The organism is Nocardioides alpinus, assembly GCF_900112035.1.
Taxonomy (GTDB): Bacteria; Actinomycetota; Actinomycetes; order Propionibacteriales; family Nocardioidaceae; genus Nocardioides; species Nocardioides alpinus.
In genome coordinates this window covers 19,346-31,129 of the sequence record NZ_FOKC01000019.1, presented here as the reverse complement: position 1 = coordinate 31,129, position 11,784 = coordinate 19,346, and the positions used below count along the sequence as shown (strand labels likewise).

At 70.8% G+C, this 11,784-nt stretch carries 10 protein-coding genes and 1 pseudogene; 10 read left to right on the top strand and 1 reads right to left on the bottom strand.

The features are described from left to right. Positions 1-293 (bottom strand): annotated as a pseudogene (locus BM127_RS21630) (hypothetical protein); the annotation flags it as partial. A 361-nt stretch (positions 294-654) separates the two neighbouring features. Here BM127_RS21630 and BM127_RS21625 point away from each other — a divergent pair. The 10 genes from BM127_RS21625 to BM127_RS21580 all read left to right on the top strand — a co-directional run bounded on the left by BM127_RS21625 (position 655) and on the right by BM127_RS21580 (position 11,774). Then, positions 655-1,242 carry a GNAT family N-acetyltransferase gene (locus tag BM127_RS21625; RefSeq protein WP_091202184.1) on the top strand — a complete coding sequence of 196 codons (588 nt, stop codon included), beginning with the start codon at positions 655-657 and terminating at the stop codon, positions 1,240-1,242. Positions 1,243-1,291: 49 nt separating this feature from the next. After that, positions 1,292-2,410: a DUF808 domain-containing protein gene (locus tag BM127_RS21620; protein ID WP_091202183.1), complete on the top strand. Its 1,119-nt coding sequence runs from the start codon at positions 1,292-1,294 to the stop codon at positions 2,408-2,410. 95 nt (positions 2,411-2,505) lie between these two features. Continuing rightward, positions 2,506-3,963 (top strand): adenosylhomocysteinase, encoded by a 1,458-nt coding sequence (gene ahcY / locus BM127_RS21615; RefSeq protein WP_091202181.1) that lies wholly within the window; start codon positions 2,506-2,508, stop codon positions 3,961-3,963. A 67-nt stretch (positions 3,964-4,030) separates the two neighbouring features. Then, a complete protein-coding gene (gene mtrA, locus BM127_RS21610) occupies positions 4,031-4,738 on the top strand; it encodes an MtrAB system response regulator MtrA (RefSeq protein ID WP_091202179.1) in 708 nt (235 codons plus the stop codon). Beyond that, the gene (mtrB, locus tag BM127_RS21605; protein ID WP_231263222.1) at positions 4,739-6,340 is read left to right on the top strand and encodes an MtrAB system histidine kinase MtrB; all 1,602 of its coding nucleotides are present in this window, start codon (positions 4,739-4,741) and stop codon (positions 6,338-6,340) included. It abuts the gene before it with no gap. Beyond that, a complete protein-coding gene (locus BM127_RS21600) occupies positions 6,337-8,067 on the top strand; it encodes an LpqB family beta-propeller domain-containing protein (RefSeq protein WP_091202177.1) in 1,731 nt (576 codons plus the stop codon). Before mtrB ends, BM127_RS21600 begins: the two co-directional genes overlap by 4 nt. A 66-nt stretch (positions 8,068-8,133) precedes the next feature. Next, positions 8,134-8,859: a ComF family protein gene (locus tag BM127_RS21595; RefSeq protein WP_091202175.1), complete on the top strand. Its 726-nt coding sequence runs from the start codon at positions 8,134-8,136 to the stop codon at positions 8,857-8,859. Positions 8,860-9,194: 335 nt separating this feature from the next. Next, positions 9,195-9,827 (top strand): ribosome hibernation-promoting factor, HPF/YfiA family, encoded by a 633-nt coding sequence (gene hpf / locus BM127_RS21590; RefSeq protein WP_091202172.1) that lies wholly within the window; start codon positions 9,195-9,197, stop codon positions 9,825-9,827. Positions 9,828-9,877: 50 nt separating this feature from the next. Continuing rightward, positions 9,878-10,552: a response regulator gene (locus tag BM127_RS21585; protein ID WP_231263223.1), complete on the top strand. Its 675-nt coding sequence runs from the start codon at positions 9,878-9,880 to the stop codon at positions 10,550-10,552. A gap of 4 nt (positions 10,553-10,556) precedes the next feature. Beyond that, positions 10,557-11,774, top strand: a complete 1,218-nt coding sequence (locus BM127_RS21580) for a winged helix-turn-helix domain-containing protein (RefSeq protein ID WP_091202168.1) — start codon at positions 10,557-10,559, stop codon at positions 11,772-11,774. The last annotated feature ends 10 nt before the right edge of the window (positions 11,775-11,784 follow it).

The window sequence follows — 11,784 nt, the reverse complement described above, 5'->3', positions numbered from 1 at the left end:
AGGACGGTGCCGAGCTCGGCGATGCAGAACTCCGCGACGAGCGGGCAGCCGGGGCCGGCGATGGGTTCCTCGTGCTCACGACCGAGGCCGCCGGTGGTGGTGAAGGACGCGGCGGCGTGGAGGGACTCCGGTGGGTGGAGGTCGGCCCATGCGGCGGCGAGGGCGAGGACGTCGGCAGCGGCCTGATCCTCGGCCGCCTTGCGGGAGCGGATCGAGGTGAGGATCCCGGACGCGTCCAGGTCCTCGACCAGCGGGCTGCTGGTCGAGGAGCGGAGGTCCGAGGTGGTGGTCATGGGTACCAGTCAAGCAGGACCCACCGACACTGAGGCCTGCGGGAAGACCGGTGTGGATAAGTGTTTCCGAACAGGTGATCCCCCCAGGGGTCGGGGCCTCGGATCCTTGGTTTCGACACGGTCGCTGGGCGACCTGCTCAACCGGCGGTGGCATGGCTGGGGGACCCGCTCGACGGCTTCGACACGGTCGCTGGGCGACCTGCTCAACCGGCGGTGGCATGGCTGGGGGACCCGCTCGACGGCTTCGACACGGTCGCTGCGCGACCTGCTCGGCCTGCGTCTGCGCGCTGGGCGACCTGCTCCGCCAGGGGCGTACGAGCTCCGACCCCCCGATCGTCCGCAACCCGGCCTCACCTGACGCATGCCCGAGACGCCCGCCGCGCCGACGTACGCCACGAGGCTCCTGGCCCCCGACACCTGGGACGACTTCGCCGCGCTGGTCGAGGACAACAACGGGGTGTGGGGCGGGTGCTGGTGCATGGGCTTCCATCCCGAGGGGCTCGGCGGGACGGGCGAGGAGCACCAGCTCGCGAAGCGCGCCCACACCGACGGCGGGACGGTCCACCAAGTGCTGGTCTACGACGGTGACACGTGCGTGGGGTGGTGCCAGTTCGGCAGCCCCGTCGAGCTCCCGAACATCAAGAACGGCAAGGCGTACGAGAGGGGCCTCGTCGCGCTGCCGACCTGGCGGATCGGGTGCCTCTTCACCGGCGGCCGGCATCGCGGGCAGGGGGTCGCGAGGGCCGCGGTCACTGCCGCGCTGGACGAGATCCGACGCGCCGGGGGAGGCGTGGTGGAGGCCTATCCGGAGCAGGTCGAGGACCGCAGTCCCCAGCGCGGTGCCTACCTCCACACCGGGCCCGAGACGCTCTACGAGGAGCTCGGCTTCGTGCGTGACCGGAAGATCGCGAAGTGGCGCTGGGTGATGCGTCTGGAGGTCGAGGCGTGACCCGCCGATAGGCTGGCCCTGCCTTGACCCACTGACCTGAAGGACCACCATGGCCGGCGGACTGTTCGCCCTCCTCGACGACGTCGCCGCACTCGCCCGGATCGCCGCGGCCAGCGTGGACGACGTCGGTGCCGCCGCCGCACGCGCCAGCGCCAAGGCCGCCGGAGTGGTCGTCGACGACACCGCGGTGACGCCGCAGTACCTCCACGGCTCGGCGGCCAACCGCGAGCTGCCGATCATCAAGAAGATCGCCATCGGGTCGCTGCGCAACAAGCTGCTCTTCATCCTGCCGGCGGCGGTGCTGCTCGGACAGTTCCTGCCGGGCCTGCTGCCGGTGATCCTCATCTTCGGTGGTGCGTTCCTCGCCTACGAGGGCGCCCACAAGGTCCACGAGCGCCTCACCGGCCACGCGACCGAGGCGGAGCAGGAGGTCAAGCCGACGGGTGAGTTCACCCCCGAGCACGAGCAGCGGACCATCTCCCAGGCGATCCGCACCGACTTCATCCTGAGCGCCGAGATCATGGTCATCGCGCTCAAGGAGGTCGTGGGCTCCGACCCGGACGCCAGCATCTGGATGCGCGCGATCGTGCTCGCCGTGGTGGCGATCATGATCACGGTCCTCGTCTACGGCGTGGTCGCGCTCATCGTGAAGATGGACGACGTCGGGCTCCACCTCGCGGAGAAGCCGTCCAAGGGCTCGCAGCGCGTCGGCCTCGCCCTCGTCTCGGCGATGCCGCGCCTGCTCGCGGCGATCTCCCTCATCGGCACCCTCGCCATGCTCTGGGTCGGTGGCCACATCTTCCTGGTCAGCCTCTACGAGATCGGTGGCCATGACGGCCTCCTCGAGGGCACCTGGCTCGGCGACGTCCTGCACGCGCCGTACGACCTCGTGCACCACTGGGAGGTCGCCGTCCACGACGCGATCGGTGGAGCGCTCGGCGCCCTCGCCGGCTGGCTGCTCAACACCCTGATCTCCGCCGTCGTCGGACTCGCCGTCGGCTTCCTCATCCTGACCGTCCTGAACGCCTTCGGCATCGGTGCCGGACACGGATCCGACCACGGCGACGAGGCCGCACCCGAGGGCCGCGACGAGGGCCGGGACGAGGTGCGCGACGAGGGTGGCGAGCACCCCGATCAGGCGGCCGCCGAGGATTCTCCGAATCGCTGAGGCCAGTCCTACCCTTTTGTGGTCCGCGCGGGAGATCCCGACGATGCACAGATGTGCGGCGCAGACGCACCTCGTCGAAATACGGGAGACACCTGATGGACTTCAACGTCGCTGACCTCACCCTCGCTGCCTACGGCCGCAAGGAGATCGAGCTCGCCGAGCACGAGATGCCGGGCCTGATGGCCATGCGTGACCGCTTCGGCGCGGACCAGCCGCTCGCCGGGGCCCGCATCGCCGGCTCGCTGCACATGACGATCCAGACCGCCGTCCTCATCGAGACGCTGACCGCGCTCGGTGCCGACGTCCGCTGGGCCACCTGCAACATCTTCTCCACCCAGGACCACGCCGCCGCCGCGGTCGTCGTCGGGCGCGACGGCACCGTCGACGCACCGGCCGGCACCCCGGTCTTCGCCTGGAAGGGCGAGTCGCTCGCGGAGTACTGGGACGAGGCCGAGAAGGTCTTCGACTTCACCGACGCCGACGGCAACCCGGTCGGCCCCAACGTCCTGCTGGACGACGGTGGCGACATCACGATGCTGCTGCACCTCGGCGTCGAGTACGAGAAGACCGGCGTCGTGCCGTCGCAGGACAGCACCGACAACGAGGAGTTCAAGGAGGTGCTGCGCGTGCTGGCCCGCTCCGTCGAGGCCAAGCCCCAGCACTGGACCACGATCTCGAAGGACATCAAGGGCGTCTCCGAGGAGACCACCACCGGCGTCCTGCGCCTCTACGACCGGTTCCGCGAGGGCACGCTGCTCTTCCCGGCCATCAACGTCAACGACTCGGTGACCAAGTCGAAGTTCGACAACAAGTACGGCTGCCGCCACTCGCTCATCGACGGCCTCAACCGCGCCACCGACGTCATGATCGGCGGCAAGGTCGCCGTCGTCTGCGGCTACGGCGACGTCGGCAAGGGCTCGGCCGAGTCCCTGCGCGGCCAGGGTGCTCGCGTCATCGTCACCGAGATCGACCCGATCTGCGCGCTGCAGGCCGCGATGGACGGCTACGAGGTCAAGCGCCTCGAGTCGGTCGTCGAGACCGCCGACATCTTCATCACCACGACCGGGAACTTCGACATCATCACCGTCGAGCACTTCCACAAGATGAAGCACCAGGCGATCGTCGGCAACATCGGTCACTTCGACAACGAGATCAACATGGCCGGCCTGGCCAAGATCCCCGGCATCGTCAAGGACGAGATCAAGCCGCAGGTCCACCAGTGGATCTTCCCGAGCGAGAACGGCGAGCCCGGCAAGAAGATCATCGTGCTGTCCGAGGGTCGCCTGCTCAACCTCGGCAACGCCACCGGCCACCCGTCGTTCGTGATGTCCAACTCCTTCACCAACCAGGTGCTGGCGCAGATCGAGCTCTACACCAAGGCCGACGACTACGAGCTCGGCGTGCACGTCCTGCCCAAGCACCTCGACGAAGAGGTGGCCCGCCTGCACCTCGACGCCCTCGGTGTCGAGCTGACCGAGCTCACCAAGGAGCAGGCCGCCTACCTCGGCGTCGACATCGCCGGCCCCTACAAGTCGGACCTCTACCGCTACTGATACCGCGACGAGGCTCCGCACCTGCGTTCGGCGCAGGTCAGTCGTGGTGCCGCCCTAGACTGGCGCCATGACTGACCTTGTCGAACCACGCGGAAGCGTGCTCGTCGTCGATGACGACGCCTCCTTGGCGGAGATGCTCTCCATCGTGCTCCGCCAGGAGGGTTTCGACAGCCGCATCGTGGGCCGCGGGGACGTGGCCCTCGACGCGTTCCGCGACTACAAGCCCGACCTGGTGCTCCTCGATTTGATGCTGCCCGGCAAGGACGGCATCGACGTCTGCAAGGAGATCCGCGCCGAGTCCGGCGTACCGATCGTCATGCTCACCGCGAAGGGCGACACGATCGACGTCGTCGTCGGCCTCGAGTCCGGGGCCGACGACTACATCGTCAAGCCCTTCAAGCCCAAGGAGCTCGTCGCGCGCATCCGCGCCCGCGTCCGCCGCAACGACGTCTCCAACGACGAGGGCCTCACCATCGCCGACGTGTCGATCGACGTGGCGGGCCACTCGGTGACGCGCGGCAGCGAGCCGATCAACCTCACGCCGCTCGAGTTCGACCTGCTCGTCTGCCTGGCCCGCAAGCCGTGGCAGGTGTTCACCCGCGAGGTGCTGCTCGAGCAGGTCTGGGGCTATCGCCACAGTGCCGACACCCGGCTGGTCAACGTGCACGTCCAGCGCCTGCGGTCCAAGGTGGAGCACGACCCCGAGAACCCGGAGGTCGTGGTGACCGTGCGCGGGGTGGGCTACAAGGCCGGCAAGTCCCCGGGCACGACCTAGGTGAGCCTGTTCGACCGCCTGCCCCCGATCCTGCGCCACGGGCCGGCCTTCTGGCGTCGCTCCGTGCAGGCACGCGTCGTGATCAGCACCCTGGTGCTGTCGGCGGCCGTCGTCGGGATCGTCGGCGCCTTCCTCATCCAGCAGACCCGCGAAGGCCTCCTCGAGAACCGGGTCGACGCGGTGGTGCAGGAGGCCGAGGGCGAGACCGAGGCGGCGCGTACGGCGCTGGCTGCGGCATCCGGCCTCGAGGTCGACGAGTCGGCCCAGCAGCAGGCGCTCGTCGAGCCGATCCAGGCGCGTGGCGCGACGCGCGGCTTCGCGGTGGTCCTGTCGCCGCCGATCCGCGAGGGCAGCCGGCTGGCCGACGGCGGCGCCAAGTTCACCGAGGGCCTCGACCTCTCGAGCGTGCCGGAGGTCCTGGAGGCGCGCTTCGAATCCGTGTCGCCGACCGCCTGGACCTACACCGACATCAGGACCACCCAGGACATCCCGGGCCTGCCCGAGGGGCCCGGTGTCGTCGTCGGCAGCCAGGTGCGGCTGCCGGCCGACGACAACACCTACACGCTCTACTACCTCTACCCCCTCAACGAGCAGCAGCAGACGCTCGCGCTGGTGTCCCGCGCGATGCTCGTGGCCGGCGTGCCGCTGCTGCTCCTCGTCGCCCTGCTGACCTGGCTCGTCACCCGCCAGGTCGTGACGCCGATCCGGATGGCGCGCCGGGTCGCCGAGCGGCTCGCCGCCGGTCACCTCCAGGAGCGCCTGCGCGTGCGCGGCGAGGACGACCTGGCCCGCCTCGCCACGTCGTTCAACCAGATGGCCTCCAACCTGCAGAAGCAGATCCGCCAGCTCGAGGAGCTCAGCCGGCTGCAGCGGCGGTTCGTCTCCGACGTCTCCCACGAGCTGCGCACACCGATCACGACCGTGCGGATGGCCAGCGACGTCATCCACGACGCGAGGCCCTTCCTCGACCCGGTCACCGGTCGCGCCGCCGAGCTGCTGCAGAAGGAGCTCGACCGCTTCGAGACCCTCCTCGCCGACCTGCTGGAGATCAGCCGTTTCGACGCCGGGGCCGCGGTCCTCGAGGCCGAGGACGTGGACCTCGTCGACGTCGTACGCCGGGTCGTCGACATGACCTCGGCCCTCGCCGCCCAGCGCGACACCCGCGTCGTCGTCCACGTGCCGACCGCACCGTGCGTCGCCGAGGCGGACGTACGCCGGGTGGAGCGGATCGTGCGCAACCTGGTCACCAACGCGATCGACCACGCGGAGTCGCGCGACGTCGAGATCTTCATCGGCGGTGATCGGCAGTCGGCTGCCGTCGCGGTCCGCGACCACGGGATCGGGCTCGGGCCGGGGGAGTCCGCGATGGTCTTCAACCGCTTCTGGCGCGCCGACCCCGCGCGTGCGCGCACCAGCGGCGGCACCGGCCTCGGCCTGTCGATCGCGCTCGAGGACACCCACCTGCACGGCGGCTGGCTCCAGGCCTGGGGCAGGCCCGGTGAGGGCGCCCAGTTCCGACTCACCCTGCCGCGCCACCTCGGCACCCAGCTGCGCCACTCACCCCTGCCCCTCGTCCCCGACGACGCCCGGGAGACCGTATGAGCACCCGAGCCCGAGCCGTCCGGGCGGCCTTCGCCGCCCTTGCCTGCACCCTGCTCGCCGGCTGTGTCCAGATGCCGACCGAGGGTCCGGTCGAGGTGCCACAGGTGACCGCCGAGCCCGACGACGTCCCCGGCATCTCCTTCGACCCGCGGCCCCCGCGGGCCGGTGACCCGCCGGCCGACATCGTCGCGGGCTTCCTCGAGGCGATGAAGGCGACGCCCATCCGTCAGACCGTGGCGCGCCAGTTCCTGTCGAGCGAGGCTGCGGACGGCTGGAAGCCCGAGCAGCAGATCATCACCTACAGCGAGCTCGGCGACCCGGAGGGTGAGACGTCGGTCCGGATCCCGATGACGGACGTCAACCTCTACGACGCGCGAGGCGCGTGGCAACGCACCGTGGCCACGCGGGGCCTGCCGCTGGGGCTCGTCGAGGAGGACGGCGAGTGGCGCATCGACGAGGTCCCCGACGCGCTGATCGTGCCCGACTCGTGGTTCGACGACCAGTACCAGCGGGTCTCGCTCTACTTCTTCGACCCCACGTCCGAGGTCCTGGTCCCCGAGCCGGCCTTCGCGCCGCGCGGCGACCAGCTCGCCTCGTCTCTGGTGCGTGGGCTGCTGCCGCCCTCCGACGTGCCCGCTGACGTGTCCCGGACCTACTTCCCCGTGGGCACCACCCTGGAGCTGTCGGTGCCGATCAACAGCGGCATCGCCGAGGTCGCCCTCTCCGGCGACCCCGACGCGATCGACGAGGAGACCGCGGAGCGGATGCTGGCCCAGCTCGCCTGGACGCTGCGCCAGGAGCCACGGATCAACGCCTTCCAGCTCAGCGTCGGCGGCCGGCCGTTCAGCCTCACGGGCGGTTCGACGCCGGTGGGCTTCGACGTCGGTGCCGGCTACGACCCCGACGACCTCGCCAGCAACGACCTGTTCGCCCTCGCGGACGGGGTCGTGGTCCGCGGCCTGCTGGGGGAGTTCGACCCCACCCTCGGCCCCCTGGGCGAGGCCGACTACGGCCTCCGGTCGATCGGCGTCGACCTCGGAGGGGCCCGCGTCGCCGGCATCTCCGACGACGGCAGCCGCCTGGTGGTGGCACCGACGGAAGCACCCGACGGGGAGGTCTCCACCGTGATCTCGGAGGCTGTCGACCTCGCCGCGCCCGCCTGGGACTACCGCGGGCGGGTCTGGACCCTCGACCGCAACGGCGGCCGGGCTCGCACCATCCTCGCCGTGGACGGCGCCGCCGCGGTCGAGTCCGTGCCGGGACTCAGCGGCAGGACGGTGACCAAGCTCCTGGTCTCGCGTGACGGCACCCGGCTGGTCGCGGTCGTCCGCGGCCCGCAGGCCGACCGGGTGGTCTCCACCCGCGTCCGGCACGACACCGACGGCGCCACGACCGGCTTCACCCCGCTCCAGACCCTCCCGCTGCCGGACGACGGGAACCTCCGGATCCGCGACATCGGATGGCGCTCGCCGACCTCGGTGTCGGTGCTGAGGGCGTCCGCCGACTTCTCCCAGGTGCGCACGCTGTCGGTCGACGGCTCGCCCGGCGAGATCGCCACGGGTGGCAACGCCCGGCTGCGCGGACGCTTCCGGACGCTCCTCTCGACGCCCGTGGACCTCAGCGAGGTGTTCGCCCTCGCCGGGCGCACGGTCCGCAGCCTCACCCGACCCGAGCGGACGGTGCCCGACCTGCCTCCGGGCCTCACGTCCGTCACCTACGTCGGCTGACGGGCTGTCCACAGGCTGCGCGCCGCTCGCTTGCGGCCGTACGACGAGGGCTGCTGGCATGGGCGGGTGCTCGACGAGGCGCTCGACCTGTTCCTCGGCAGCCGGTGCGTGGGGTGCGACCGCCCGGGCCGGATGCTGTGCGTCGAGTGCCGCGGCGCGCTGTCGGTCCGGGCCCGGCCGGCCTGGCCCACGCCCGTGCCGACCGGCCTCGTGTCGCCGTGGGCGAGCGAGGCCTACGACGGCGCCGTCCGCGCGCTGGTCGTCGGGCACAAGGACCGCGGCCAGTGGGGCCACCGGCGGGTCCTGGGCGAGCTGCTCGCCGAGGCCGTACGGGGTGCGAGCGCCGACCTCGAGCCGACGGTGCCCCTCCTGCTCGTGCCGGTGCCGTCGCGCCCCGGCGCCGGCCGCCAGCGCGGCTACGAGGCGACTGCGGCACTCGTGCGGAGCGCCGCGGGCCGGCTGCAGCGAGAGCGCCCGGTCGTCGTCGCCCCTCTGGTCGTCTCACGCGGAGCCGCCGACCAGGCGGGCCTCGACGCGGCCGGCCGGGCGGCCAACGTGCGCCACTCGATGCACTGCCCCTCCGCCACGCTCGCCCGGGTCGCGCGCCGCTGGCCCACGGCGTACGTCGTGGTGTGCGACGACGTGCTGACGACCGGGGCGACCGCGCGGGAGGCCCAGCGCGCCCTCGAGTCGGTCGGGCTCGCCCCGGTGGCCATCGCCGCGGTCGCCGCCACGCGAAGGACTTCCCGACAGGTGACCCGGACGGTTGGCCTCGGACCCCGGAAGGGCTAGCGTCTTGTCATGGAGTCCGTCCGGGTCCGTGGTTGCGTCACGCAGAGGACTTCTGTGTGGCAAGCCGATGCCAGTCGCAGGCGAAACGGTCCACGTAAGTCCCTCACGGGACGATCACGGTGCGGCTTAGAAGTAAGTCCTGCCTCGTCGTCGACACCAGATGTGTCGGCTGCCGGGAGAAGGCCAGTAGTGGCGGAGAAGCTGCGAACGTCTCAGCAGGCGATTGTGGGGTCGAAGACCAGGTCGGCCGGGCGGACTCCATCCCACCCTGCCCCGGCGGACACCGCCCGGGACCATGGAAGGGTGCGGACTGCTTGCTAGTTGAGGAGGTTCACATGGAGGTTGTGGTCACGGGACGGCACTGCGAGGTGTCCGATCGGTTCCGCGAACATGTCTCGGAGAAGCTCACGCGTCTGGAGAAGCACGACCACCGCATCATGCGGGTCCAGGTGGAGGTGGAGCTCGAGAAGAACCCTCGCCAGCACGACCGCGCGACCAAGGTCGAGCTCACGGCGTTCTCCAAGGGGCCGGTCATCCGCGCCGAGGCTGCGGCCGAGGACAAGATGGGCGCCCTCGACCTGGCACTCGACAAGATGCAGGCGCAGATGCGCCGCGCAGCCGACCGCCGCCGCGTGCACAAGGGGCGCAACGACCACCTCTCCGTGGGCGAGGCGCTGGCGGAGCTCGCCGAGGCACCGAGTCCGGTGGATGAGGACGAGGACGGCGTGATCGAACGCAAGGTCGGTCCGATCACGGTGACCGGCGACGGCCCTCTGGTGGTACGGGAGAAGTCCCACCACGCCACCGCCATGACCCTCGACCAGGCCCTCTACGAGATGGAGCTGGTCGGGCACGACTTCTACCTCTTCGTCGACAAGGAGAGCGAGCGCCCGTCGGTGGTCTACCGCCGCCGGGGCTACGACTACGGCGTCATCTCGCTGGAGGTCGACGGCGCGACGCGGGACTGACCCCGCGCTGCCGGCACGCCGCGGTCACGCGCGCATGACATGATGCGCGCGTGACCGAGGCAACAGGCTCAGAACCCGTCCGTGTGCTGGTCGTCGACGACCAGGAGCTCTTCCGTCGTGGCCTCATCATGCTGCTCAGTGGCGACACCGACATCGAGGTGGTCGGCGAGGCCGCCGACGGCATCACCGCCACCGATCTCGCGGTCAAGACCGCGCCCGACGTGATCCTGCTCGACGTGCGCATGCCGCGTCGCACCGGCGTCGAGGCCTGCCGGGCCATCAAGGAGGCCGTCCCGTCGGCCAAGATCATCATGCTGACCGTCTCCGACGAGGAGGCCGACCTCTACGAGTCGGTCAAGAACGGCGCTGCGGGCTACCTGCTCAAGGACTCCTCGATCGAGGAGGTCGCCCAGGCGATCCGCGTCGTCAACGAGGGCCAGTCGCTGATCAGCCCGTCGATGGCGGTCAAGCTGATCGACGAGTTCAAGCAGATGTCCAAGCCCGAGCGCGAGACCGGGCCGGCGCTGCGGCTCACCGAGCGCGAGCTCGAGGTGCTGCGGCTCGTGGCCAAGGGCCTTAACAACCGTGAGGTCGCCAAGGAGCTCTTCATCTCCGAGAACACGGTGAAGAACCACGTCCGCAACATCCTGGAGAAGCTGCAGCTCCACTCCCGCATGGAGGCCGTCATGTACGCCATGCGCGAGAAGTTGTTGGACCTCCCCTGACGCTGTGGAGTCGCTGACCCGGCTCCAGGCCCGCCGTGTCGCGCTGGCGGCCCAGGGATTCACCGACCGCCCCCACGCCACACCGTCGATGCGGACGTTCGACCGCACCCTCGAACGCACCGGCGTCCTCCAGGTGGACTCGGTCAACGTGCTCCAGCGCGCGCACTACATGCCGCTCTACTCGCGCATGGGCCCCTACGACGTCGACCTGCTGCGCCGGGCCGCCGAGCGGCGGCCGCGGCGCGTGGTCGAGTACTGGGCGCACGTCCAGGCGCTGATGCCGGTCGACCTGTGGCCGCTCATGCGGCACCGGATGGACACCTACCGCTCCGAGCGCGGCAAGTGGGGCTTCACCGCCGACGCCGAGCTCGAGCCGCGGGTCCTCGCCGCGGTCCGCGACCGGGGGCCGGTGACGGCGCGTGACCTCGAGGAGGAGTTCAGCACCGGGCCGCGCACCAAGGAGCACTGGGGATGGAACTGGTCGGAGTCGCGCAAGGTGCTCGACTACCTCTACCTCGTCGGTGACGTCGCGATCGCGGGACGCACCAGCCAGTTCGAGGTGGTCTACGACGTCCCCGAGCGGGTGCTGCCCGCGGCGGTGCTCGACGCCCCCACCCCCACGCCGCAGGAGGCGGTCACCGAGCTCGTACGCCGGGCCGCCCGCTCCCACGGGGTCGCCAGCGCGACCTGCCTCGCCGACTACTACCGCCTGCGCCTCCAGTCCGCACCGGGCCGACCGAGCGTAAAGACCGCGGTCGAGGAGCTGGTCGAGTCGGGCGAGCTGACCCCGGTCGCCGTGCAGGGCTGGAAGCGCCAGGCCTACCTCCACCGCGACGCCCGGGTGCCGCGTCGGGTCGGTGCCCGCACCCTCCTCAGCCCCTTCGACCCGGTGGTGTGGGAGCGCGCCCGTGCCGAGGCGCTGTTCGAGTTCTTCTACCGGATCGAGATCTACGTCCCGAAGGAGAAGCGGCTGCACGGCTACTACGTGCTTCCGTTCCTGCTCGGCGACCGTCTCGTGGCGAGGGTGGACCTCAAGGCCGACCGCGCCTCCCGGACCCTCCTGGTCCCCGGCGCTTTCGCGGAGGAGCACGCCCCGGACGGGACCGCCGAGGAGCTGGCCGTCGAGCTGCGGCGGCTCGCAGGCTGGCTCGGCCTGGACGACGTGGTGGTGGGCCGCCACGGCGACCTGTCCGATGCGGTTCGAGTCGCGTTGGCGCGGTAGGTAGAGTTAG